Raw genomic sequence first — 24,100 nt, 5'->3', positions numbered from 1 at the left:
GACGGGAATGCGCTGCACCCCCCTCTGGCCTGCCGGCCATCTCCCCCTCAAGGGAGGAGATCGGATGTCACTTCGGCTTTCGCAAATCGTCAGCGCTGAAGAAGAGGTGCTGTCGGCGAAGCTGCTAATCTCCCCCCTTGACGGGGAGATGGCCGGCAGGCCAGAGGGGGGTGCGACAAGCGCCAGACCCCCAAAAGACATCGCTCAGTCCGAGACCGGCGTATTCTCATCGACGTCGACGCGGAAATTGCCATCGAGTATCTCGGCCTTCTTCTTCTCGACCAGTTCCTTGACCTCGGCCGGCAGCGTCTTGTCGAACTTGTGGTAGGGCGCGAGATAGGAGCCGCCCTTGGCCATGCGCGAGAAATCGCCGTAATCCTGCGCGGTGAAGACGCCGGCCTTGACCAGCTTGATCGCCTGCTCGACGGTCGGATACATGTCCCAGACCGGCCCGGTGATCACGGTGTCGGGGCCGAGGCTCGACTGGTCCGACATGTTGGAGATAGCGAGGATCTTCTTCTCCGCCGCCGCTTCGATGACGCCGAAGCGCTCGGCATAGATGACGTCGACGCCGGCGTCGATCTGGGCGACCGCCGCTTCCTTTGCCTTTGGCGGATCGAAGAACGAGCCGATGAAGGCGACCTTCTTCTTGATGTTGGGATTGACCTCCCTGGCGCCGGCAAAGAAAGCGTTGACCAGCCGGTTCACTTCCGGAATGCCCATCGCCGCGACGGCGCCGATCGTGCCCGATTTCGACATTTTTCCGGCGATCATGCCGGACAGATAGGCCGGCTCGTGGATCCAGTTGTCGAAGACGCCGAAATTCGGCTCGGCCGGCCCGGCGCCGGAGCCGAACAGGAAGGCGGTCTTCGGGAACTGCTTGGCGGTCCTGCGCGATTCGCGCTCGGCGGCGAAGGCATCGCCCAGCACCAGCTCATAGCCGCCCTGCGCATATTCGCGCATGACGCGGCTGAAATCGGCCGTCTGCACCTTCTCCGACCATTTGTATTCGATGCCGAGTTCCTTCTCGGCCTTCTGCAGGGCAACATGGATCTGGTTGTCCCACGGCTCCTCGATCGGGGTGGCGAAGATCGCCGCCACTTTCAGCTTCTTGGTCTTGGCGAAGGCCCTGCCCGGCAGCATCGCCGCCGCCAGGCCCAGCGCGCCCAGCTCCAGCACATTGCGGCGCGAAAGCCCTTCGCGTTTCGACTGGATTCTGCTCTTCCCGTTGTCCATTGCATGCCCCTCTGATTGGCGCCGTGTCGAGCCGGCTCTCTTCTCTGGAATATCGGCGAAGGAACTATGGAGCGGTGCCCGGCTTTTGTCCACATGGTCAAATTTGAGTGGGCGGAACGCGCCATTAAATGGCCCGGCAAATCGACGCTTGCTCACAATCTCTCCAGCGCCACCGCGATCCCCTGGCCGACCCCGATGCACATGGTGGCAAGTGCATAGCGGGCGCTACGTTCGCGCAGCTCCAGCGCCGCCGTGCCTGATATGCGCGCGCCGGACATGCCGAGCGGATGGCCGAGCGCGACGGCACCGCCATTCGGGTTGACGTGCTCCGCATCCTCGGCAATGCCGAGCTGGCGCAGCACGGCGATGCCTTGCGAGGCGAAGGCCTCGTTGAGTTCGACGACATCGAACTGTTGTGGCTTCAGGCCGAGCCGGGCACACAGCTTCTGCGTGGCCGGCACCGGACCGATGCCCATGATGCGCGGAGCGACGCCGGCGGTGGCACCGCCGAGGATACGGGCGATCGGCGTCAACCCGTATCTTTTCGCGGCTGCTTCCGAGGCGACGATCAGCGCCGCCGCGCCGTCATTGACGCCCGAGGCATTGCCGGCCGTAACCGTGCCGCCTTGCCGGAACGGCGTCGGCAACTTGGCCAACGCTTCGATCGACGTGCCGCCGCGGGGATGCTCATCTCTGTCGACAACGACCGGATCGCCCTTGCGCTGCGCGATCGTCACCGGCGTGATTTCCTTTGCCAGCCGGCCATTGGCTTGTGCGGCTACAGCCTTGTCCTGGCTGCGCACGGCAAATGCGTCCTGGTCGGCGCGGGAGACAGCGAACTCTTCCGCCACGTTCTCGCCGGTCTCCGGCATCGAATCGACGCCGTATTGCTTCTTCATCAGCGGATTGATGAAGCGCCAGCCGATCGTGGTGTCGTAAATCTCGGCATTGCGCGAAAAGGCGGTCTCTGCCTTCGGCAGCACGAACGGAGCGCGGCTCATCGATTCGACGCCGCCTGATATCATCAGCTCCGCCTCGCCGGCCTTGATGGCGCGGGCAGCAATCATCACCGCATCCATGCCCGAACCGCAGAGACGGTTGACGGTCGAGCCCGAAACCTCCTTCGGCAGGCCGGCCAGCAGCAGCGCCATGCGCGCCACATTGCGGTTGTCCTCGCCGGCCTGGTTGGCGCAGCCATAGACGATGTCGTCGATGGCAGCCCAGTCGATGTTTGGATTGCGCTCGACCAGCGCCTTCAGAGGTATAGCGCCGAGATCGTCGGCACGGACCGCCGACAACGAACCGCCGAAGCGTCCGATCGGCGTGCGGATGTAGTCGCAGATATAGGCCTCGGCCATTATACAGCCTTCCCGGTTGCGCTGATGATTTCTGCTCCCGACCCAGCCATGTTGGCCGCATTCTCCTTGAGACGAAAGCACATCTCGCCGCCGGCCGTTAGGCCAAAGAGAATTTCAGCTGCCGCCCGCCGGGAGCGGCGGATCAGCCGATGCTTTCTCCACCGTCGATCACCAGCGCCTGGCCGGTCATGAAGGACGAGCGGTCGGAGACGAGGAACAGGATCGCTTCGGCGATTTCCTCCGCGCTGGCCCAGCGCTGCATGGGAATTTTGGTGCGGACATAGTTCTCGATCGCCGCCCGCCCGCCCATCTGCGCGATGAACGGCTCGTTGAAGGGCGTATCGACCCAGCCGGGGCACAGCGCGTTGATGCGGACATTGTGTTTGGCATAGTCGAGCGACATCTGCCGGGTCATCGCCACCACTGCATGTTTTGACGTTGCGTAGGCGATCATTTCGCGGTCGTAGAACACACCCGAATTTGAGGCGGTATTCAGGATCACCCCGCCGCCTTGCGCGATCATCGACGGCATGACCAGCCTGGCCGCCAGGAACTGCGCCCGCACATTGATCCGCCAGGAGGCATCCATGCCGTCGGCGCCGACTTCGGTCAGCGTGCCGCCGACCTGGATCCCGGCATGATTGTGCAGGATGTCGATCCGCCGATGCCGGCCCAGCGTTCTCGCAATGAGCTGCTCGACCGCCGCATCCTCGCCGACGTCGGTGGCGACGGCCTCGGCCCGACCGCCCGCCGCACGAATGTCGGAGGCGGTTGCTTCCCCCGCCGCCTGGTCCCTGTCGGCGATCACCACGAGCGCACCTTCCCTGGCCATCATCATGGCGCCGGCACGCCCGATCCCCGACCCGGCACCCGTCACCACGGCGATGCGATCTCTCAGAATCATGTTTTTTATCTTTCAGTGTGATGGTTTTCGTTGCCGCAGTTGCCATTGGGCAAGCACCACGAGCAGAACGGAGGCGACGAGCACGATCGTCGCGATGGCATTGATCTCCGGCGTGACCCCGCGCCGGATCGAGGCGAAGACATAGATCGGCAACGTCGTCTGTGCGCCGGCGACGAAGAACGCGACGATGAAATCGTCGAAGGAGAATGTGAAGGCGAGCAGGAAGCCGGCGATCACCGCCGGCATGATCTGCGGCAACACGATGCTGCGGAACGTCGTCAGCGGGGTGGCGTAAAGATCGCTCGAGGCCTCGACCAGATTGCGGTCGAGGCTGCCGAGGCGCGTGCCGACAATCATCGCCACCAGCGCCATCGAAAACAGCCCGTGCGCGGCGATGATCGAGCCATAGCCGAGCGCCAGGCGCGGTGGCTGGTCGTTCGGCCACAGCGAAGCGACAAACGGGTTGACCACCCCGAATAGCTGGACCAGCGCGACCAGCGTCGAGATGCCGATGACGACACCAGGAACGACGATCGCAGCACCCAAAAGCGCATCGAACACGGCTCGCGTCCGCGCCCCGACACGCGCCAGGCCAACCGCGGCGGCCGTGCCGCACAGCGCCGCCAGCAAGGCGCTGGTCGTGGCGATGAACAGGCTGTTCTTCATTGCTTCGACCAGGAACGGGTTTGCTAGTGCCTTGCCGTACCATTGCACCGAGAAGCCAGTGAACTCGCTGGCGTGGTGGCCGGCGTTGAACGAAAACAGCACTACCAGCGCGATCGGCAGGTAGAGAAAGGCAAAGACCGCAACGACGAAGGCACGCATCAGATCAGGTCCACCCGGCGGGCACCCGAAAGCCGGATCGAAATGCGGTTCGCGGCAAGCAGCACGACCACTGAAACCGCCACAAGTGTGATGGCGATTGCCGATCCGAATGGCCAATTGCGCGATTGCAGGAACAGATCGACCAGCGCGTTGCCGATGAAGAAGACCTTGCCGCCGCCGAGTAGCGTCGGGATCAGATATTCGCCGAGCAGCAGGATCATGACCAGCGAGAAGCCGGTCATCACACCTGGCAGCGACAGCCGCAGCGTCACGCCGAGGAATGTCGAGATCGGCGTCGCGCCGAGATCGGCGGAGGCCTCCAGCAGCCGGCGGTCGAGCCGCTCGAGGCTGACATAGATCGGCAGGATCGTCAGCGGCAGATAACCATAGACGATGCCGAGCAGAACCGCTCCCGGCGTGTTGATCAGCCGCACGTCCTCCATCCCGACATAGGCCAGCAGAGCTGGGATGCCGCGCCCGCCAAGCACATACATCCAGGCATAGGTTCGCATCAGCAGGCTGGTCCAGAACGGGATGACGACAAGCGCCAGCAGGATCAGCCGCCACCGTTCGGGTGCGCGCAAAGCGAGGTAATAGGCGACCGGATAGGCAACGAGAAGACAGGCCAGTGCGCCCGCCGGCGCCAGCACCATGGTGTTCCAGAAGGCGGTCGCCCGCGCCGGAAGATTGGCAAACTGCGCCAAGGTGAAAGCGGCCTGATAGCCGCCTTCCGGCGCCCGCTCGCCGACGCTGAAAACGGCAATCGCCACGAACGGCAAAACTAAAAACACCACCAGCCACGCCGTTGCTGGACCGAGCAGCAGGGCGGTCAGGAGATTGTGACGGAGGACGTTGCTGCGCATTGAAAAAACCGCCCGGGTGCCGGCGGACATCTGTCCGCCGGGGAGTTGCCTGCATCGAGCCTGTGGCCTGCCCGGTTCAAGCCGACTTGAAGCGTGCCATCAATTCGGCCCGGCCCGGATCGGTTAGCGTCGCAGCCGCACCGAATTCGAGCGGCTTCAGCAGATCCGCCGCCGGATAGAGGATCGGATTGTCCAGCACCTCCTTGGGCAGCAGCGCATTGACCCGCGCATCGGTGGAAGGCGCACCGTTGGCCAGGTGCTCCTTGACCGCGACTTTCGGGTTCATCAAATAGTTGAGCAAGGCATAGCCGGCAGGCTTGTTCGGCGCATCCTTGGGTATTGCGTAGAAGTCGGTCCAGATCTCGCCGCCTTCCTTGCCAAGCACGTAGGCGATTTCGGGGATGTCGCGGTGGAGCTGCGCCCCGTCATTGGTCCAGCACATCGTCATCCACGCGTCGCCGGCACGCATCGACGGCTGGTAGTCGCTAGAGACCGCGAACAGATGCGGCTTGACCTTCAGTAGCAATTCCTCCGCCTTGGCGAGTTCCTCCGGCCTCAGCGAGTTGAACGAGAAGCCGAAATATTTCAGCGCGTTGCCGATCGTGGTCAGCTGGTAATCATGAACCATGGTCCGGCCGTCGCCCTCCGCCATGGCCGTGTCCCAGAATTCCTTCCAGCTCGTCATCGGCTTGGTCAGTTTCTTGGTGTTGACGGCAAATCCGGTGGTGCCCCAATTCTTCGGCACAGCGTAGGTCACCCCGTCGATGGTGCCTTCCCCAGTGAAGCGCGGGTCTTCTTGCGAGCCGTCATAATTGGCAAGCTTGGCCATATCCAGCGCTTCGATGATGCCAAGCTTCTTGTAAGTCGAGATCGTGTAGTTGGTCGGAACGAAAAGGCTCCAGCCCGAGGCGCCGGCCTGCAGCTTGGCCAGCATCTCCTCGTTTGACCCGAACACGTTCACCTCGACGGCAACGCCGGTTTCGGCCTTGAAATTCTCGAACGTCGCCGGGTCGTGATAATTGGGCCAGGTGGCAATCGACATGCGGTCGCCAAGCCCCTCCTGGGCGAAGGCTGGCGACGGCATGATGCCGAGTTCGCGGGCCATTACTGCCGTTGCGATGCCTAGGCCGGTGAGGCCAAGGAACTCGCGGCGGCCGATGGAACCGCGCTTGAGGCGCATCAACTGGTCGACGAATTTTTCAGGGCTTATCGGCAGTCCGTCACGATACGATTTCGACATTTTTGTTTTCCCTCTGGTTGGTCCCGTTATTCTCCGGAAACGCCAGCGGCGTTCCGGCTGTAAAGCCGACGGCGACGGGTTCACCCGGCTTGAAGAGATTTCCACCGCCAACCAGATGATCGGCCTTGGCGAGCAGCGTCCCGATGCCTTGGACCTCGATTGCATATTCCGCGGTGGAACCGAGAAAGATCCGGTTGCGGACAAGCCCGTTCAGCCGGCCGCTTCCGGGCGCGCCGAGACTTAAGGATTCAGGACGCAGGCTTACCGAGACGGCTTCGCCCTGGGCTAGCGAAGTGCGCTTGCGCGCGGCGATGACGGTGCCGTCGGCAAGCGCTACCTCGACGAGCTTGCCCGAGAGCCCGACGACCTTGCCGCTCAAGAGATTGGTCTTGCCGACGAAATCGGCGACGAAGAGGTCGGCGGGTTCGTCGTAGATTTCGCTCGGCTGCCCAAGCTGGACGATGCGCCCGCCATTCATGACGCAGACGAAATCGCTCATCGACAGTGCCTCTTCCTGATCGTGGGTGACCAGGACGAAGGTGATGCCGATCTCGCGCTGCAGGTTCTGCAGCTCTATCTGCATGTCGGTGCGCAGCTTCTTGTCGAGCGCCGCCAGGGGCTCGTCGAGCAGCAGCACCGCCGGCTTGTTGACCAGCGCCCGCGCCAGGGCGACACGCTGCTGCTGGCCGCCGGAAAGCTCATGGATCTTGCGGCGTCCATAGCCGGCAAGCCGAACCATGGCGAGCGCCTCGCCTGCCTTCAGGCTGATCTCCCGCGACGACAGGCGCGGCCGCGCCTGGCGTAGGCCATAGGCGACGTTGTCCGCCACATCCAGATGCGGAAACAACGCATATTGCTGGAACACCATGTTGACCGGCCGCCGATAGGGCGGCGTGCCGGCCATGTCGCGGCCACGGATGAATACCACACCTTCGCTTGGCTGTTCGAAACCGCCGATCATGCGCAAACAGGTTGTCTTGCCGCAGCCGGACGGCCCGAGCAACGCGACAAAGGCAGACGGCGGGATGGCAAGATCGATGCCGCTGACCGCGATCACGCTGCCGTAGCGTTTGGTGACCCCGCGAAACTCGATGTCGGGCACTGCGGTCAAAGCTGCGGGCTCCAGCGGCTAGTTGGTCTCGAAACGCTATCAGAGCCAATGGCGGCTAGTATATACCTCCCAGGTGGTATATTTCGTCTATTTTCTCGTCTGGAGGGGTATGAATTGGGCGTTTCACGCAGCGATGAATACAGCCGGCTCGCTGCGCTCATCGCAGCGACGCGGGAGACGAGCGGCGAGCTTTTCGGCAAGGCGATGGTCGCCTGGCTCCGCCAGCATGTCAGCTTCGATCATTGCGTGATCTTCGGCTATCGCGGCGCCTCACGCCCGCCGCTGCTGTTCGAGACATTCTCGCCGGCCGAAAGCCACGTCTTCGTCGCGCTCTATCAGGAAGGGCCTTATCTGCTCGATCCGTTCCACCATGCGGCAGTCGAGCGCAAGGAAGGCTTTTGGCGCATGCGCGAATTGGCGCCGGATCGCTTCTATGCCAGCGAATATTACCGCTCCTATTACAGCCAGACCAGGCTTGCGGAGGAGGTCGGCTTTTTCGTGCCGCTGTCGGGAAAGGACGCGCTGGTGGTCTCGCTAATGCGATTGCGCGCTTCGGGGCCGTTCGGAACCGCCGATGCCAGGTTGCTGCGCGACATGGCGCCTGCGGTGATCAGCCTCGTCAGGCTACGCTGGCCTACCCTTCCGGCTGACGGACCGGTTGGGACGAAGCAAGACGAGGCGATTACTCCGGTCAGTGAGTTCGAACGTGCTCACATCTGGAAGAGCCTTTCGCTCACGCCGCGCGAACAGCATGTCGTCGATCTGGTGCTTCAGGGCCATTCCACGGAATCGATTGCCAGGGCGATGCGCATCGTGCCGGGAACCGTAAAAGTTCATCGCCGCAACATTTACCGCAAGCTCAAGATAAAGTCGCAGGCGGGTCTGTTCGCGCGTTTTGTCGAGATCATGGACGCACGGATTCGGTAGTCCCAAGTTCAGCCGGCAGCGCCGTCCCAGGAACCGGTTTCGGCCATTTGCCTGAGCCGGGGTGCCACTCGAAAGACATCCTTGCCGGTCTGCTGGTGCCAGTGATCCAGCCGCTGGATGATCTTGTCCACGCCTTCGAGGCTCGCCCAGAACATCGGCCCGCCCTTGCCGACCGGGAAGCCGTAGCCGTTGACCCAGACGACGTCGATATCGGAGGCGCGGGCGGCAATCTTTTCCTTGAGGATTTTGGCGCCCTCGTTGATCATCGGATAGAGCGTCCGCTCGATGATCTCCTCGGCGCCGATCGCGCGCGGTGCAACACCGCGCCCGGCAGCCTTGTTGCGGATCAGCGCCTCGACATCGGGATCGGGCAGCGGCGTGCGCGAACCGCCTTCGTAGCGATAGAAGCCACTCCCGGTCTTCTGGCCGAAATGTCCCTGTTCGCACAACGCATCGGCGATCACGGCCGTCTGGCCACGCGCCTTGCGGTTGCGCCAGCCTATGTCGAGGCCGGCGAGATCGCTCATCTCGAACGGCCCCATCGGCCAGCCGAAATCGGTGAACACCTGGTCGACCTGGCGCGGCATTGCGCCTTCCAGCAGAAGCGTCTCCAGTTCCGCACCGCGCGCCGCCAGCATGCGGTTGCCGACGAAGCCGTGGCAGACGCCGACGACGACCGGCACCTTGCCGATCCGCCGTGCCAGATCGACGATGGTCGCCAGCACGTCGGGCGAAGTCTTGTCAGCGCGGACGATTTCCAAAAGCTTCATGACGTTAGCCGGCGAAAAGAAATGCATGCCGAGGAGATCTTGCGGCCGCGACGTCGAAGCGGCGATTTCGCTGACGTCGAGATAGGAGGTGTTGGTGGCGAGGATCGCGTCCGGTTTGGCCACGGCATCGAGCCTGCCGAAGACCTCCTTCTTGACCGCCATCTCCTCGAACACGGCCTCGACGATCAGGTCGCAATCGGCAAGATCGGCATAGTCGGTGGAAGCCTTGAACAACCCAAGCCGTTGGCGCTTGGCGTCTTCGCTCAGCGAGCCGCGGATGACGGAAACGGCATAATTCTTGTTGATCGTCGCCAGCCCGCGCTGCAAGGCCTCGTGTGTCGCTTCCAGCAAGGTCACGGGGACGCCGCCGTTGGCGAACGCCATGGCGATGCCGCCGCCCATTGTGCCGGCGCCGATGACGCCGACCCGGGCGATCTTGCGCCTGGCGACGTCCTTGCCGGTAATCTTTGCCGCCTCACGTTCAGCGAAGAACAGATGCCGCTGCGCGCGTGATTGGTCCCCGGCGACAAGCTTGACGAACAGGTCGCGCTCCGCCGCCAGCGCTTCGTCGCAGGGCAGCGTCAGGGCGTTGCGGACCGACTGCGCACAGGCGATCGGCGCCTCGAGGCCGCGTGCTTTGCCGGCAAGCACTGCCGCTTCCTTGTCGAACGCCGGCAAGTCGGCCTGGTCGAGGCGATCATTGCGGTCGCGCACCGGCGTGAACGGACCGCCTTTCGCGGCCGTTTCGTTGGCGAAACTCACCGCTTGCGCGGTCAGGTCGCCATCGAAGACGGCATCCACCAGGCCGGCGGCGAGCGCCTCGGCCGCACCGATCGGCGTTCCCGAAACGATCATGCTGAGTGCCTTCAGCGGACCAACCAGGCGCGGCAGGCGAACCGTGCCGCCGCCGCCCGGCAGCAGGCCGAGCTTGACTTCCGGCAGGCCGAGCCTTGCCGTTCGGTCGGCAACACGGAAATGGCAGCCGAGCGCCAGTTCCAGGCCGCCGCCGAGCGCAGTGCCGTGAATGGCCGCGACCGTCGGCTTGGCGATGGTTTCCAGCATGGCGACTAGGGCGCCCAGGTCCGGTTGCCGCGCCGGCTTGCCGAATTCGGTGATGTCGGCGCCGGCGACGAAGGTCCGCCCGGCGCATGCTATCACGATTGCTCCGACCGACGGCTCGTCGCGCAGGGAAAAGAGCGCCTGCATCAGCGGCTCGCGCACATGGAAGCTCAGCGCGTTGACCGGCGGATTGTCGATGCTCACCACCGCGACGTTGCCGTGCCTTGTAGTGCTGACGAAATCGGACACGCAAACCTCACGCAATGATGTTGGCCAATAGCGCGACGGGATTTACAGCGCTGGCATGCGGATGGGAACCACGTGTTTTGCGGGCCGCATCGATATCCCCTCGCCGCCGGGTGGCCTTGCCTTAGCGCAGCGCCTTCTGCCCACCGGCGGCGGTGATGACGCCGACGATGATCAGCCCGGTCAGCACCAGGCGGACGCCGACGCTGACGCCGAACGTGTTGAGCATGGTCAACAGCAGCACCAGGAACAGCGCCGCGCCCCAGACCCCCGGCACATTAGCCTTGCCGCCCGCCACCGACGTGCCGCCGATGACGACGACGGCGATCGAGGCCAGCAGATACTCATTGCCGATATCGACATTGGCGCCGCGGAAATAGCCGGCGAGCAGTGCGCCGTCGAGGCCGCCGAGCGCGCCCGACAGCGTGTAGGTGAGGAAGCGGGTGCGGCCGACATTGACGCCGGCCAGCCAGGCAGCGCGGATGTTCTGGCCGATCGCCAGCACCGAGCGTCCGTAGATCATGCGCTGCAAAACGATGCCGGCGCCGATGGTGAACAGCACGGTGAGGATCGCCAGCACCGGAATGCCGAAGATCTGCCAGTTGGTGAAATCGGCAAAGCCCGGCGGCGGCTTGATCTGCAGGCCCCGCCCATAGCTGATATCGACCGACTGGATGACGAAGCTGGCCGACAGCGTCGCGATGATCGGCGGAATGCGCAGCGCCCAGATCAGCAGATAGTTGACGGCGCCGATCGCCATGCCGCAGGCAAGCGCTGCCAGCAGGCCGACCGCGATCATCGCATCATTGCCGTCCATGACCTTCATGGCGACGGCGCTGGCAAGGCCGATATTGGCCGGCAGCGACAGGTCGACATTGCCCGGCCCGAGCGTGATGACGAACATCTGCCCGACGCCGACGATGACCGTGAAGACGGCGAGCGACAGCGCCGCCGTGATCATGCCGCCGCCGCCATAGCCGCCGGTGAAGGCGATGGTCGCCAGCCACACTAGCAGCGCCCCGAAGAACGACCAGATCCAGGGCCTGGCGAGCAGCGTCCGCAGCGAGGCCATGCTCACCTCTCCCTGCGGCTGATCAGCACCCGCGCCGCCAGCACGATGATCAGGATGGCGCCGTTGGCGGCGACCTGCCAGTCGGGCGGAATGTGCATGAACGTCAAGAGGGGCGATGCCGCCAGCGCCAGCGTCAGCGCGCCGATGACGGCGCCGATCGGCGACACCCGGCCGCCGACGAACTCGCCGCCGCCGAGGATGACGCCGGCGATCGAAAGCAGCGTGTAGCCATTGCCGATATTGGCATCGGCCGAGGTGGTGATGCCGATCAGCGCCATGCCGGACAAAACGCCGAACAGGCCGGTCAGCGCAAACAGCGCGATCTTGGTGCGCAGGAGCGACCAGCCGGCGCGCTTGAGTGCGGCTGAATTGCCGCCCGATCCACGCAGGATGACGCCGTAGGAGGTGCGCATCAGGCCAAAATGGACGACGGCTGCGATCAGCAATGCCGCGATGATCGGGAACGGAATGAAGGGTGGCTTGAAGGCCATCAGCGCCAGCAGCCAGTCCGGCGCCTTGCCGCCGGGCTTGGGCAGGATGAGGATGGCCATGCCCTGCCAGACAAAACTCATGCCGAGCGTCACCACGATAGAGGGCAGGTTGCGCAGATGGATCAGCGCGCCGAGCAGCGCGTAGACGCCGATCGACCCGAGCAGGATCACGACGCCGAGCAGCGGCGCGTCCTTCAGCCATGTCGCCGTCACGCAGCCGACGAAGCCGACAAAGGTGCCGATCGACAGATCGAGCTCGTTGCCGGCGATGACGAACATCTGCGCGATCGTCGCCAGAGCGATCGGGATCGCCAGATTGAGCATCAGGCTGAAACCGAAATAGCTGATGGCGCGCGGGTTGAGCCAAGCGATGGCGATGAGCACCAGCGCCAGCGACAGTGCCGGCAGCAGGCTGCGCAGCATGCGCGCCCGCCTGGTGGCGCGAGCCGAAGATTTTAGCCCATTCTCGACGGATACCGTTGTCATCTCAGGCCGCATCGCCGAACGACGACTGGATGATCTTTTCCTCCGTCAGTTCGTCGCGACGAAGGTTGGCGACGATCCGGCCGTTCTTGAACACATAGATGTGGTCGCAATTGTCGAGCTCTTCGGTTTCGGTGGTGTACCAGAGGAAAGTGCGGCCATGGCGAGCCTCCTCGCGCACCAGGTCGTAGACTTCGAGCTTGGTGCCGATGTCGACGCCGCGCATCGGATCGTCCATCAGCACGATCTTGGCGTCGGAGCCGAGCGCCCGCGCGAACAGCGCCTTCTGCTGGTTGCCGCCGGACAGCGAGAAGATGTTGTTGTTCATGTCGGGCGTACGGATGCCGATTTTCCGCTGCCACAACTCGGCGAGCTCGGCTTCGCGCTGCGGCGAGATCAGGAGGCCGTTGCGCAATCGCGCCAGCGAACGGATGCCAATGTTCTCGGCAATCGACCATTGCGGAAAAATCCCGTCCGACTGGCGGTCGCCGGCAACCAGCGCCACCGGCGCGGTGACCTCGATGCCGGTCTTGGCACGGGAAGCCGCAGCAAAGATAGCCAGCAAAAGATCGGTCTGCCCATGCCCGGCAAGTCCGGCGAGGCCGATGATCTCACCTGCACGGGCGACGAGCTCGTTGCCGTCCTGCTGTCGCGCCGGGCGCGCCCGGACCCGCAGCGGACCGGGCTCCGGCTTGCCGCTCGCAATCTCTGCGGCGGTCTTCTCGCGCGCCTCCGCTCCGCCCATCGCCGTCACCAGCCTGTCGCGGTTGAAGGCGTCGGCCTGCCCGGCGGCGACCACCTTGCCGTCGCGCATCACCACGATCCGGTCGGCATTTCCGAGCACTTCGCCCAACACATGCGAGATCAGGATGCAGCTCTTGCCGGCGGCGATGAAGCGGCGCACGAACGCCAGCAGCTGGCCGGCGGTATGCGCGTCGAGCGAGGATGTCGGCTCGTCGAGGATAACCAGCTCAAGCGGCTCCTGCGTGACCGTGAAGGCGCGCGCCACCTCCACCATCTGCCGGCTGGTGATGGAAAGATCACCGACGATGTCGGATGCCGAGATGCTGTGGCCGGGGAAGATCTCGTCGAGCTTGGCGGCGATCAAATCGGCCGCCTTGCGCCGCCAGCCGAAGCCATGCAGCGACGCGTGGTTGATCCGCGTGTTCTCGGCGACGCTGAGGTTCGGGCAGAGCGACAGCTCCTGGAACACACAGCGTATGCCGAGCTGCTGCGCGCGCGGCACCGAATAACTTGCCTCGACACCGCCGCGGACCGCGATCTGCCCGCTGTCGGGGGCAAGCGTGCCCGCCACCATATGCATGAGCGTCGATTTTCCGGCGCCGTTATGGCCGACGAGACCGACGCATTCTCCGGCACGAACGCTGAAATCGACACCGGCGAGCGCCCTGACGGCGCCGAAATGTTTTTCGGCTCCGTCCAGTCTTATGATGTCCAAACTGACGGCGCCGAAAAGCTTTTCGGCGCCGTCCGGCATGATGATGTCTGCATTGGCCTCGGGCATCCCTCAACAATACCCGGTTATCCGTGGCGGCAACAATAGTGCCATGCTCACTTGATGTTGGCCTTGATCGCCGCGACGGCGTCTTCCTGCGTGTATTCGTGGCTGGCGACGCCGCCCTTCGGAATCTTCGGCAGCGCGGCTTCGAAATCGTTCTGGGTGAAGGCAAGATAGGGCACCAGCAGGTCGTGCGGCACGTCGGTGCGGCCGTCGAGCACCTGCTGCGCGACCCAGAAGGCAAGCGTCGATACGCCCGGTGCGATCGATGCCGACCAGGTCTGGTAACCGTCCTTTTCCTTCTGCTCCTTCCACCACTGCAACTCGTCCTGGCGATTGCCCATGATGATGGTCGGGCGTGGCTTGCCGGCGGCGGCGAAAGCCTGCGCCGCGCCGTAGCCGTCACCGCCCTGGTCGACGACCCCGACAACATCCGGCAGCGAAGGCAGGATCGTCGCTACGGCTTTCTGTGCCGTGGTCTGGTCCCAGTCGCCGGTCACCGAGCCGACGATCTTGAACTCGGGATGGGCAGCGACGCCTTCGAGGATGCCGGCATGGATGGCATCGTCGATCGAGGTGCCGGCGAGGCCGCGGATTTCCAGCAGGTTGCCGCCCTTGGGCTGGAACTTGGCCATCTGCTCGACTTCCTGCTTGCCCATGTCCTTGAAGTCGACGACGACGCGGTAGGCGCAGGGTTCGGTGACGATACCGTCGAAGGAAACGACGACGATGCCGGCGTCGCAGGCCTGCTTGATGGCGCCGTTGAGCGCATCCGGAGACGCCGCGTTGATGACGATCGCGTCATAGCCCTGCAGGATCAGGTTCTGCACCTGGGCTGCCTGCGTCGGCACTTCCTTGTCGGCCGTCGTGAAGACGTCCGCGGCGCCGACCACCTTGTCGGCAACCGCCTTCTTGGTAACGATGGCGTAGCTGTCCAGCATCGCCTGCCGCCAGGAATTGCCGGCGTAATTGTTGGAGAAGGCGATTTTCTTGCCGCTGGTGTCGGCAAGCGCGGTACCTGCGGCGAGCATCGCCGCAAGAGCCCCCAAAGCGAATATTTTCCTCATGTCATACTCCTCCCGTGAGTTGCTGTCTTGCTGGTGGTTAATGGCTGGCTGGTGGGTATTGGCTGATACGCTCACAATCTTGTTTTTTATCTATTATCAGACAAATGCAGATAGGCGGCAAGCTGTCAACAGCAATCCATGGCCGGCGATCAACTTGCGGTGCAATCATTGAAACCGGTTCGACTCCTGGTCTAGGGATGGCACTGGAGACCGATTGAATGGCGACGAACCTTGCCCCGGGTGCACCCGGCATTCCGGCGCGCTGGACCTCGAGCGCCAAGAGCGGCGTCGGCACCGCGCTCTCGCCGGCCTGCCCGATCTGGTTCACCATCAGCCACGGTATCCTCAACGAGATCTACTACCCGCGCCTCGATAGCGCCTGCACCCGCGATCTGGGGCTGATCGTCACCGGACCCGACGGCTATTTCTCGGAAGAAAAACGCGATGCCGAACACAGTATAGAACCCCTGGCGGACGGGGTGCCTGCCTACCAGCTGGTCAACACCGCAAGCGATGGAACCTACAGGATCGAAAAGCGCATCCTGACGGATCCGGAACGTCCCGTCTTGCTGCAGGAGATTATGTTCACGCCGCTCAAAGGCGCGGCCGCCGACTACCGCGTCTACGCGCTGCTGGCACCGCACCTCGTCAACGCCGGCATGGGCAACACCGCCTGGATCGACGACCATGAAGGACAGCCTGTCCTGTTTGCATCGGGACGCGGCACCTGCCTGGCGCTCGCCTCGTCGGTGCCGTGGAAGGCGTGCTCGGCCGGCTATGTCGGCGTCTCCGACGGCTGGCAGCAGCTTGGTCAAGGCGGCCGGCTCGATCCGGCCTGCCGCAGGGCCGAGGACGGCAATGTCGCGCTGACCGGCGAGATCGCCTTTTCGGCTGCGAACCCAAAAATATTGCTGGCACTGGGCTTCGGCGCGACGCCGCAACAGGCGGCGAAAACTGCTTTCGCCAGCCTGAGGCAAGGTTTTGAGCCCGCAGCCGGATCCTACATCGAAAAATGGCGCAAATGGCAGGCCGGCCTGCTGCCGCTGGACCGGCACGCGGCGTCCGGCCTCAATCCCTACCGCCTCAGCACGGCGGTGCTGGCGACCCATCGGTCGTCTGCCGGAGCAGCCGTCGCCAGCCTGTCGATCCCGTGGGGCTTCAACAAGGGCGACGACGACCTCGGCGGCTATCACCTGGTCTGGCCGCGCGATCTGGTCGAAACCGCCGGCGGCTTCCTCGCCGCCGGCGACCCGGCGGAAGCCTTGCGCATCCTTGGCTATCTGCGCTCGATCCAGCAGCCGGACGGCCATTGGCCGCAGAACGCCTGGCTCGACGGATCGGACTATTGGCCGGGCATCCAGATGGACGAATGCGCCTTCCCGCTGCTGCTTGCCGACGCACTGCGCCGCGCCGGCCATTTGCCGCCTGCCGCACTCTCCTCCTTCATGCCGATGATCGAGCGCGCTACCGCCTATGTCGTGCGCAACGGCCCGGTCACCGGCGAGGACCGTTGGGAAGAAGACGCCGGCTACAGCCCGTTCACGCTTGCCGTCGAGATCGCCGCATTGCTGGCGGCTGCCGACATCTTCGATACCGCCGGCAAAACAGAGCCGGCAAACTATCTGCGCGAAACCGCCGATGTCTGGAACGATCAGATCGAGCGCTGGACCTACGTCGCCGGCACCGCCGCATGCGAGCAAGCCAGCGTCGAAGGCTACTATGTCCGCATCGCCCCGCCCGACAAAGCCGGCGCGGCATCGCCGAAAGACGGCTACGTCCCGATCAAGAACCGCCCGCCGGCCGATACGGACCGGCCGGCCAAGGCGATCGTCAGCCCGGATGCGCTGGCGCTGGTCCGCTTCGGCCTCAGGGCGGCCGACGATCCGCGCATCCTCGACACGGTCAAGGTCATCGACGCGCAATTGCGCTGCGAGCTGCCGCAGGGCCCGCTCTGGTACCGCTACAATGGCGACGGCTATGGCGAGCATGCCGACGGCGCGCCCTTCGATGGAACCGGCCGGGGCCGGCCCTGGCCGCTGCTGGTCGGCGAGCGCGCTCATTACGAGTTGGCGGCAGGCCGCAGGGATAGTGCGGCAAGCCTGCTCAGGACGTTCGAGAACTCTGCCGGACCGGGCGGCCTGCTACCGGAGCAGGTCTGGGACGGTCCCGACATGCCGGAGCGCGAATTGCGGCATGGCGGGCCCTCCGGCAGCGCCAAGCCGCTGGTCTGGGCGCATTCCGAGCACATCAAGCTGCTGCGGTCGCTGCGCGACGGCACGGTGTTCGACATGCCGCCGCAAGGCGTCAAGCGCTATATCGAGGGCAGGACGGTGTCGCGCTTCAGGGCATGGCGCTTCAACCACAAGATCCGTACCATCCCGGCAGGCAAGGCGCTGCGCATCGAACTTCTGGCCCGGGCGGTGGTTCATTGGAGCAGCGACAATTGGGCAACCGTCCATGACACCGAGACCACCGCGAATGCTTTCGGCATCCATCTTGCGGAATTGCAGGTTGCCGAGATTGCTCCAGGCAATAGCCCGGGCAATAGCATTGTCTTCACTTTCTTCTGGCCCGATAGCGGCCATTGGGAGAATGCTGACTTTTCTGTCGGCATCGGCGATACAGGATAGAGCATGACCCCGCAAAGTGGAGACCGGTTTTCGGACAAGATCATGCTTCAATCACGGCGCCACTAGATCATCGATCCCTCAAGTAAGGCAGGACGAGACCATGCAGATAGGAATGATGGGACTGGGCCGGATGGGCGCCAACATGGTTCGGCGCCTGCTGCGCGATGGCCACGAATGCGTCGTCTACGATATTAACCCGGCGAGCGTCGCCGCGCTTGTGAGCGCCGGCGCGGTCGGAGCCGCCTCGATGGAGGAGTTCGTCGGCAAGCTGGCGAAGCCGCGCAGCGCCTGGCTGATGCTGCCTGCGGCGATCACCGGCAAGATCGTCGACCAGGTGGCTGCCCTGATGGAGCCGGGCGACATCATCATAGACGGCGGCAATTCCTATTATCACGAGGCCGTCGACCACGCCGCGCGCCTCGCCTTGAAAGGCTTGAGCTATGTCGATGTCGGCACCAGCGGCGGCGTCTGGGGCCTCGAGCGCGGCTACTGCCTGATGATCGGCGGCCCCGACAGCGCGGTCCAGCATCTCGATCCGGTCTTCGCAACGCTGGCGCCGGGCGCCGACGCCGCTTCGCCCGCTCCTGCCAAGGATGCCGGAACCTCGCCCTTCGGCTATCTTCACTGCGGACCAAGCGGCGCCGGCCATTTCGTCAAGATGGTCCATAACGGTATCGAATATGGCGTTATGGCCGCCTATGCCGAAGGCATGAACATCCTGAAGTCGGCGAATGTCGGCAAACGGCAGCGCACCGCCGATGCCGAAACCAGCCCGCTGGAAAACCCGCAATATTACCAGTTCGACATCGACATCGCTGAAGTGGCCGAGGTCTGGCGGCACGGCAGCGTCATCGGCTCGTGGCTGCTCGACCTGACGGCCGGCGTACTGAAGGCCGATTCGTCGTTGACGCAGTTCGGCGGGCGGGTCTCGGATTCCGGCGAAGGCCGCTGGACGCTGAAGGCGGCGATCGACACCGGCGTGCCGGCGCCGGTGCTGTCCTCGGCGCTGTTCGACAGGTTCTCCTCGCAAGGCGAATCCGAATTCGCCGACAAGCTTCTGTCCGCCATGCGCTATGCCTTTGGCGGCCATGTCGAAAAACCCAAGGCCGGCTCGTGACGGGCGACAGGGAGGCACGCCCATGAGCCAGGAACGATCGGACACGCTGGTGCTTTTCGGCGCCACCGGCGATCTCGCCCACAAGAAGATCTTCCCCGCCCTTTACGCCATGGTGGCCAAAGGGACGCTGAACGAGCCGGTGATCGGCGTCGCCTTCGATCCGTGGGACCTCGCCAAGCTGCAGGCGCGCGCCCGCGACGGCATCGTCAACGCCTTGGGCAGCATCGACGACAAGATCTTTGCCAGGCTTGCATCGCTGCTGCGCTATGTCAGTGGCGACTATCGGGCGCCTGCGACCTTCGAGAAGCTGAAGACCGCGCTCGGCAGCGCTGAGCGGCCGCTGCACTATCTGGCGGTGCCGCCGGCGATGTTCGAGGTGGTCGTCCAGGGGCTGGAGCAGTCGGGCGCCGCCCAGGGCGCGCGCCTGATGGTGGAAAAGCCGTTCGGCCACGATCTGCAATCGGCGCGCTGGCTGAACCGGGTGCTGCATCTGGTCTTCGACGAAAAGTCGATCTTCCGCATCGACCATTATCTCGGCAAGGAGGCGATCCAGAACCTGCTCTATTTCCGCTTCGCCAATTCCTTCCTCGAGCCGATCTGGAACCGCAATTACGTCGAGAGCGTGCAGATCACCATGGCCGAGGATTTCGGCGTCGAGGGCCGCGGCCGCTTCTATGACGAGGTCGGCTGCATTCGCGACGTCGTCGAAAACCATCTGCTCAACATCCTCTTGCTGCTCGCCATGGAACCGCCGGTCGGCCGCTCGGCCGACGATCTCATCGACGAGAAGGTGCAGGTCCTGCGGGCGATCCGGACGCTGACCAGGGACGATGTGGTGCGCGGCCAGTTCGACGGCTATCTCAACGAGCCGGGCGTGGCGCCGAACTCGCCGGTCGAGACCTTCGCGGCGGTGCGCTTTTTCGTCGATACCTGGCGCTGGCAGGATGTGCCGTTCTTCATTCGCGCCGGCAAATCCCTGCCGGTGCACGCCACCGAGGTCATCGTGCAACTGAAGCGACCGCCGCTCGACGTCTTCGATCCGATCAAGCCCGGCGACTGCAATCACGTGCGCTTCCGCATCGATCCTCAGGTGGCGATCTCGATCGGCGCCCGTCGCAAGGCGCCCGGCGATGACATGGTCGGTGAGCAGGTCGAGCTCACCGCGCTGGACGATTCGAAGGGCGACATGCCGCCGTACGAGCGGTTGATCGGCGACGCCATGAACGGCAACGGCCAGCTTTTCACCCGCCAGGACGCCAGCGAGCTCGCCTGGCGCATCGTCGGCCCGGTGCTCGGCGACACCACGCCGCCCCCTGTCTACGCGCCAAAGACGTGGGGGCCGGCCGAAGCCATGGCTGGATTCGGGCCGCCGAACGGCTGGATCAATCCAGCGAAATGATTTCTGGAAGGTGAAAGCGATGGCCAAGGCGGTGAAGCAACCGGCATCGGAGGAAGAAAAGATCGTGCTTGCGATCGATATCGGCGGCTCGCACGTCAAGATCCGCACCAGTGCCGGCGGCGACGAGCGCAAGACCGCTTCCGGACCGGAGCTTACGCCGCAGCAGATGGTCGCGGCGGTGAAGACGCTCGCCGAAGGGCTGCGCTACGATGTCGTCTCGATGGGCTATCCGGGCCCGGTGCACCACAACCGGCCGCTGACCGAACCCGCCAATCTCGGCAAGGGCTGGGTCGGCTGCGATTTCGCCGCCGAGTTCGGCAAACCGGTCAAGGTCGTTAACGATGCGCTCATGCAGGCCATCGGCAGTTATGAGGGCGGCCGCATGCTGTTCCTTGGCCTCGGCACCGGCCTTGGGGCCGCGATGATCGTCGATAACGTTGCCCAGCCGATGGAGCTTGCCCATCTTCCCTACAAGAAGCGCGGCAGTTTCGAAGACTATGTCGGCGAACGCGGCCTGCAAAAGCGCGGCAAGAAGAAATGGCGCAAACACGTCTTCGACGTGGTCGACCGGCTTCGCGCCGCCATGCAGCCGGACTACGTGGTCATCGGCGGCGGCAATGTCGACGAACTCACCGACTTGCCCGCCGATTGCAGACGCGGCGACAACACACGCGCCTTCGAGGGCGGATTTCGACTATGGCGCGACAAATCCCTGATTATTTGATATTGCTGATTGTCTGATATTATCGAGCACCGGCTCAGGGTTGTTAATCCCGCGCTGCCGTTAGTATTATTATTCAAAATAATGTGTGACGTGGTGCGGCGTCATTGCATTGCGCAGATTTGCCGACTAGGAATTTCTGCGACCCCCATGGACGGAGAGATAGATTGACCGACGACAACAACAACGCTCGCAAAAATATCGACCTGCTCGAGCTGACCGCCCATATCGTGTCCGCCTATGTCGAGAAGAACCGCTTGCCGGCTTCCGGCCTCGGCGATCTCATCGCCAGCGTCAGCGCTTCCATAGGCGGCCTCGGGCAACCGGCTGTGCCGGTCGCCGCGCCGCTGACGCCTGCCGTCAATCCCAAGAAATCGGTGACGCCGGACTACATCATCTGTCTCGAGGACGGCAAGAAGTTCAAATCCTTGAAGCGCCATATCGGCGTTCATTTCGGGCTGACGCCCGACGCCTATCGCGCCAAATGGGGCCTGCCGTCGGACTACCCGATGGTCGCCCCCAACTACGCGGCCTCGCGTTCGCAGCTGGCCAAGGCGATCGGTCTCGGCCGCAAAGCCCCCCCGCCCGCGCCCGTCAAGGGCAGGGGCAGGAAGGCCAAGGCGACGGCCTAAAGCATCGTTCGAAGCCCTGCAAACGCAAGCCTCGAAGATTGGCGGGACAGCGCCCCCCTCTGTCCTGCCGGACATCTCCCCCTCAAGGGGGGAGATCAGCTGCCTCGCCGATGGCGCTACGCTTTAAACGTACAAATCTTTGAACGTACAAATTGCCTTCGAAGCCGGAGACTGGCGAAGGACGTCGCGACGTCCAATCTCCCCCCTTGAGGGGGAGATGTCCGGCAGGACAGAGGGGGGGCGCGAAGGAACTCGACCTGCGCGCCAAATAACCCTCTCCATCTCCGCCGAGCGTGGTTGCCGCCTGCAATTGGTATGGCAGCCTGAAAAAAGCTGGAGCCACGCCGGATTTTTGCGCGCGCCCTGCGCCGAACTGCGCTAAAGGCTTTTTTGGCCGGACCAGCGCCCATCGAGGAAGTGCCCCGCCGGCCGACATAGCCGCCACGGGGCCTTATTCCATGACCACAGAATCCCAAGTACCATCCGACCAGCGCTATGCCGCCTTTCGCCATCGGCCGTTCCTGAGCTACTGGGCGGCGCGCTTCCTCTCGACATTCTCCACCCAGATCGTGTCGGTCGCCGTCGGCTGGCAGATCTACGATCTCACCCGCGACCCGTTCGACCTCGGCCTTGTCGGCATCGTCCAGTTCCTGCCTTCTCTGCTGCTGGTGCTGGTCACCGGCGACGTTGCCGATCGTTTCGGGCGCCGGCTGATCATGGCGCTGGCGGTGCTGGTCGAGGCGGGCTGCGCCTTGGCCCTGCTGCTGCTGACGCTACGCGGCCTCTCCGGGCCGATGCCGGTCTTCATCGTGCTCGCCATGTTCGGCATCGCGCGCGCCTTCTTCGGGCCGGCCTCCTCATCGCTGTTCGCCAATCTGGTGCCGCCCGAGGATTTTGCCAACGCCATCGCCTGGAACTCGTCCGCCTGGCAGACGGCAACCATCGTCGGGCCGGTCGCCGGCGGCCTGCTCTACGGGCTTTCAGCCGAAGCCGCCTACACCACCGCCGCTGTGCTGATGCTGGTTGCCGCCGTGCTGATCTTCACCATCCCGAAGCCTGCCCAGCGCAGCCGGACCGACAGGCCGACGGTACAGACCCTGTTCGCCGGCTTCGGCTATATCTGGAGCGAAAAGATCGTGCTCGGTGCGATTTCGCTCGATCTGTTTGCGGTGCTCCTGTCCGGCGCCTCGGCGCTGCTGCCGGTCTACGCGCGCGATATCCTCGAACTCGGCCCATGGGGGCTCGGCCTGTTGCGCTCGGCGCCCGGCGTCGGCGCCATCTGCGTCGCCATCTGGCTGGCCGGACACCCGATCCGCAACCATGCCGGCCTTGTCATGCTCGGCTTCGTCGCGCTGTTCGGCGCGTTCACGGTTCTGTTCGGCCTCTCGACCATCACCTGGCTGTCGATTGCGGCCCTTGCGCTGCTCGGCGCCACTGACATGTTCAGCGTCTATATCCGCGAGACGCTGATCCAGCTGTGGACGCCGGACGCCGTTCGCGGCCGCGTCAACGCCGTCAACCAGGTGTTTGTCGGCGCTTCCAATGAGCTCGGCGAATTCCGCGCCGGTACCATGGCGGCGTTGATCGGCACGGTTCCGGCCGTGGTGGTCGGGGGTGTCGGGGCGATCGCTGTTGCCGGCCTATGGGCGGTGCTGTTCCCGCAGCTGCGCAAGGTGCGTCATCTCAGGGGGCAAAACTGATTACCGCAGCGCCGGCTTGCCGAAAATCATCGGCAGGAACTCGCCGAGCCAGCGCTTGAGGTGCATGTCCCAGATCAGCCGGCCGCCGAGATGATCGCGGCCGGGCTGCGCGCCGGGCAGTTCGAAGCGGTGCGCGCCGCGCACCACCCAGCGCTGCATCATCGCCCGGGTCAATTCGCCATGGAACTGAATGCCCCAGGCATTGTCGCCATAGCGGAAGGCCTGGTTGGGATAGGTTTCGGCCGTCGCCAAAAGCGTCGCGTCCTTCGGCAGCGAAAACCCTTCGCGATGGAACTGATAGACCATCTCCGGCCAATGCATCAGCCTGCTGCCCGCTTCGGTCGCCTTCAGCGGATACCAGCCGATTTCGACGAGGCCCTCGCCATGGCCCTCGACCCTGCCGCCAAGATGCTTGACCAGCATTTGCGCGCCGAGGCAGATGCCAAGCAGCGGCCGGTTCTCGTTGAGCGGAATTTTGAGCCAGTCGGTCTCGCGGCGGACGAACTCGTCGCCGTCATTGGCGCTCATCGGCCCGCCGAACACCACGGCGCCGACATGGCCATCCAGCGTCTGCGGCAAGGCCTCGCCGAGCGGCGGTCGGCGGATGTCGAGGTCGAAGCCTTCCTCGATAAGCATATGGCCGACCCGTCCGGGGCTCGAATGCTCCTGATGCAGCACGATCAGGATCTTTGGTCTCGGACTTGGCTTGGGCGGCATTGGAAGGCGGGAT

20 protein-coding genes are annotated in these 24,100 nt (G+C 64.2%); 7 read left to right on the top strand and 13 right to left on the bottom strand.

The window, feature by feature from the left end; all coding sequences use genetic code 11:
* Positions 1 to 204: 204 nt before the first annotated feature.
* The 7 genes from NKH41_RS05370 to NKH41_RS05340 all read right to left on the bottom strand — a co-directional run bounded on the left by NKH41_RS05370 (position 205) and on the right by NKH41_RS05340 (position 7,537).
* Positions 205 to 1,236 carry a BMP family protein gene (locus tag NKH41_RS05370; protein ID WP_352767445.1) on the bottom strand — a complete coding sequence of 344 codons (1,032 nt, stop codon included), beginning with the start codon at positions 1,234 to 1,236 and terminating at the stop codon, positions 205 to 207.
* A 152-nt stretch (positions 1,237 to 1,388) separates the two neighbouring features.
* On the bottom strand, positions 1,389 to 2,594 hold the full coding sequence (gene pcaF / locus NKH41_RS05365; RefSeq protein WP_352767444.1) for a 3-oxoadipyl-CoA thiolase: 1,206 nt from the start codon (positions 2,592 to 2,594) through the stop codon (positions 1,389 to 1,391).
* Between the two features lie 142 nt (positions 2,595 to 2,736).
* A complete protein-coding gene (locus NKH41_RS05360; protein WP_352540870.1) occupies positions 2,737 to 3,498 on the bottom strand; it encodes an SDR family NAD(P)-dependent oxidoreductase in 762 nt (253 codons plus the stop codon).
* Between the two features lie 12 nt (positions 3,499 to 3,510).
* On the bottom strand, positions 3,511 to 4,323 hold the full coding sequence (locus tag NKH41_RS05355; RefSeq protein WP_352767442.1) for an ABC transporter permease: 813 nt from the start codon (positions 4,321 to 4,323) through the stop codon (positions 3,511 to 3,513).
* On the bottom strand, positions 4,323 to 5,186 hold the full coding sequence (locus NKH41_RS05350) for an ABC transporter permease (RefSeq protein WP_352767440.1): 864 nt from the start codon (positions 5,184 to 5,186) through the stop codon (positions 4,323 to 4,325). Before NKH41_RS05350 ends, NKH41_RS05355 begins: the two co-directional genes overlap by 1 nt.
* Positions 5,187 to 5,262: 76 nt before the next feature.
* Positions 5,263 to 6,426 (bottom strand): ABC transporter substrate-binding protein, encoded by a 1,164-nt coding sequence (locus tag NKH41_RS05345; RefSeq protein ID WP_352451301.1) that lies wholly within the window; start codon positions 6,424 to 6,426, stop codon positions 5,263 to 5,265.
* Positions 6,407 to 7,537 carry an ABC transporter ATP-binding protein gene (locus NKH41_RS05340; protein ID WP_023678187.1) on the bottom strand — a complete coding sequence of 377 codons (1,131 nt, stop codon included), beginning with the start codon at positions 7,535 to 7,537 and terminating at the stop codon, positions 6,407 to 6,409. Before NKH41_RS05340 ends, NKH41_RS05345 begins: the two co-directional genes overlap by 20 nt.
* Before the next feature lie 114 nt (positions 7,538 to 7,651).
* Here NKH41_RS05340 and NKH41_RS05335 point away from each other — a divergent pair, with 114 nt between their 5' ends.
* The gene (locus tag NKH41_RS05335) at positions 7,652 to 8,464 is read left to right on the top strand and encodes a response regulator transcription factor (RefSeq protein ID WP_352767438.1); all 813 of its coding nucleotides are present in this window, start codon (positions 7,652 to 7,654) and stop codon (positions 8,462 to 8,464) included.
* 8 nt (positions 8,465 to 8,472) lie between these two features.
* Here NKH41_RS05335 and NKH41_RS05330 read toward each other — a convergent pair whose 3' ends face one another.
* The 5 genes from NKH41_RS05330 to NKH41_RS05310 all read right to left on the bottom strand — a co-directional run bounded on the left by NKH41_RS05330 (position 8,473) and on the right by NKH41_RS05310 (position 15,171).
* Positions 8,473 to 10,542, bottom strand: a complete 2,070-nt coding sequence (locus NKH41_RS05330; protein WP_352767437.1) for a 3-hydroxyacyl-CoA dehydrogenase NAD-binding domain-containing protein — start codon at positions 10,540 to 10,542, stop codon at positions 8,473 to 8,475.
* 121 nt (positions 10,543 to 10,663) lie between these two features.
* Positions 10,664 to 11,611: an ABC transporter permease gene (locus tag NKH41_RS05325; protein WP_352456288.1), complete on the bottom strand. Its 948-nt coding sequence runs from the start codon at positions 11,609 to 11,611 to the stop codon at positions 10,664 to 10,666.
* Positions 11,612 to 11,613: 2 nt separating this feature from the next.
* A complete protein-coding gene (locus NKH41_RS05320) occupies positions 11,614 to 12,588 on the bottom strand; it encodes an ABC transporter permease (RefSeq protein ID WP_352767435.1) in 975 nt (324 codons plus the stop codon).
* Position 12,589: 1 nt separating this feature from the next.
* Positions 12,590 to 14,083 (bottom strand): sugar ABC transporter ATP-binding protein, encoded by a 1,494-nt coding sequence (locus NKH41_RS05315; protein ID WP_352767674.1) that lies wholly within the window; start codon positions 14,081 to 14,083, stop codon positions 12,590 to 12,592.
* Positions 14,084 to 14,157: 74 nt separating this feature from the next.
* Positions 14,158 to 15,171: an ABC transporter substrate-binding protein gene (locus NKH41_RS05310; protein ID WP_352767433.1), complete on the bottom strand. Its 1,014-nt coding sequence runs from the start codon at positions 15,169 to 15,171 to the stop codon at positions 14,158 to 14,160.
* Positions 15,172 to 15,389: 218 nt separating this feature from the next.
* Between NKH41_RS05310 and NKH41_RS05305 the strand changes: the two genes are divergently transcribed.
* The 6 genes from NKH41_RS05305 (at position 15,390) to NKH41_RS05280 (ending at position 23,370) form a co-directional block, all read left to right on the top strand.
* Positions 15,390 to 17,801, top strand: coding sequence for a glucan 1,4-alpha-glucosidase (locus NKH41_RS05305; RefSeq protein ID WP_352767432.1), 2,412 nt, complete (start codon positions 15,390 to 15,392; stop codon positions 17,799 to 17,801).
* 100 nt (positions 17,802 to 17,901) lie between these two features.
* The gene (gene gnd / locus NKH41_RS05300; RefSeq protein WP_352767430.1) at positions 17,902 to 18,918 is read left to right on the top strand and encodes a phosphogluconate dehydrogenase (NAD(+)-dependent, decarboxylating); all 1,017 of its coding nucleotides are present in this window, start codon (positions 17,902 to 17,904) and stop codon (positions 18,916 to 18,918) included.
* A gap of 22 nt (positions 18,919 to 18,940) precedes the next feature.
* Entirely contained in the window at positions 18,941 to 20,317 is a 1,377-nt protein-coding gene (gene zwf / locus NKH41_RS05295; RefSeq protein WP_352767428.1) for a glucose-6-phosphate dehydrogenase, read from the top strand.
* Between the two features lie 19 nt (positions 20,318 to 20,336).
* A complete protein-coding gene (locus tag NKH41_RS05290) occupies positions 20,337 to 21,041 on the top strand; it encodes an ROK family protein (protein WP_352481009.1) in 705 nt (234 codons plus the stop codon).
* 164 nt (positions 21,042 to 21,205) lie between these two features.
* A complete protein-coding gene (locus tag NKH41_RS05285) occupies positions 21,206 to 21,670 on the top strand; it encodes a Ros/MucR family transcriptional regulator (RefSeq protein WP_352481010.1) in 465 nt (154 codons plus the stop codon).
* Positions 21,671 to 22,128: 458 nt separating this feature from the next.
* Entirely contained in the window at positions 22,129 to 23,370 is a 1,242-nt protein-coding gene (locus NKH41_RS05280; protein ID WP_352767426.1) for an MFS transporter, read from the top strand.
* Here the strand turns inward: NKH41_RS05280 and NKH41_RS05275 are convergent, their stop codons facing one another.
* Complete coding sequence (locus NKH41_RS05275; RefSeq protein ID WP_352767424.1) at positions 23,371 to 24,087, bottom strand: glutamine amidotransferase; 717 nt, start codon at positions 24,085 to 24,087, stop codon at positions 23,371 to 23,373.
* Positions 24,088 to 24,100 lie beyond the last annotated feature (13 nt).

Origin of the sequence: Mesorhizobium sp. M1169 (assembly GCF_040318345.1) — a bacterium.
Classification (GTDB): Bacteria; Pseudomonadota; Alphaproteobacteria; order Rhizobiales; family Rhizobiaceae; genus Mesorhizobium.
This window is presented reverse-complemented; position numbering and strand designations above follow the sequence as displayed.

What these genes read in the sequence shown, in the direction of transcription:
- NKH41_RS05370 (WP_352767445.1), bottom strand. Translation starts at nt 1,236, where the DNA reads ATGGACAACGGGAAGAGCAGAATCCAGTCGAAACGCGAAGGGCTTTCG.
- pcaF (WP_352767444.1), bottom strand. Translation starts at nt 2,594, where the DNA reads ATGGCCGAGGCCTATATCTGCGACTACATCCGCACGCCGATCGGACGC.
- NKH41_RS05360 (WP_352540870.1), bottom strand. Translation starts at nt 3,498, where the DNA reads ATGATTCTGAGAGATCGCATCGCCGTGGTGACGGGTGCCGGGTCGGGG.
- NKH41_RS05355 (WP_352767442.1), bottom strand. Translation starts at nt 4,323, where the DNA reads ATGCGTGCCTTCGTCGTTGCGGTCTTTGCCTTTCTCTACCTGCCGATC.
- NKH41_RS05350 (WP_352767440.1), bottom strand. Translation starts at nt 5,186, where the DNA reads ATGCGCAGCAACGTCCTCCGTCACAATCTCCTGACCGCCCTGCTGCTC.
- NKH41_RS05345 (WP_352451301.1), bottom strand. Translation starts at nt 6,426, where the DNA reads ATGTCGAAATCGTATCGTGACGGACTGCCGATAAGCCCTGAAAAATTC.
- NKH41_RS05325 (WP_352456288.1), bottom strand. Translation starts at nt 11,611, where the DNA reads ATGGCCTCGCTGCGGACGCTGCTCGCCAGGCCCTGGATCTGGTCGTTC.
- NKH41_RS05320 (WP_352767435.1), bottom strand. Translation starts at nt 12,588, where the DNA reads ATGACAACGGTATCCGTCGAGAATGGGCTAAAATCTTCGGCTCGCGCC.
- NKH41_RS05315 (WP_352767674.1), bottom strand. Translation starts at nt 14,083, where the DNA reads ATGCCGGACGGCGCCGAAAAGCTTTTCGGCGCCGTCAGTTTGGACATC.
- NKH41_RS05310 (WP_352767433.1), bottom strand. Translation starts at nt 15,171, where the DNA reads ATGAGGAAAATATTCGCTTTGGGGGCTCTTGCGGCGATGCTCGCCGCA.
- NKH41_RS05305 (WP_352767432.1), top strand. Translation starts at nt 15,390, where the DNA reads ATGGCGACGAACCTTGCCCCGGGTGCACCCGGCATTCCGGCGCGCTGG.
- gnd (WP_352767430.1), top strand. Translation starts at nt 17,902, where the DNA reads ATGCAGATAGGAATGATGGGACTGGGCCGGATGGGCGCCAACATGGTT.
- zwf (WP_352767428.1), top strand. Translation starts at nt 18,941, where the DNA reads ATGAGCCAGGAACGATCGGACACGCTGGTGCTTTTCGGCGCCACCGGC.
- NKH41_RS05290 (WP_352481009.1), top strand. Translation starts at nt 20,337, where the DNA reads ATGGCCAAGGCGGTGAAGCAACCGGCATCGGAGGAAGAAAAGATCGTG.
- NKH41_RS05280 (WP_352767426.1), top strand. Translation starts at nt 22,129, where the DNA reads ATGACCACAGAATCCCAAGTACCATCCGACCAGCGCTATGCCGCCTTT.
- NKH41_RS05275 (WP_352767424.1), bottom strand. Translation starts at nt 24,087, where the DNA reads ATGCCGCCCAAGCCAAGTCCGAGACCAAAGATCCTGATCGTGCTGCAT.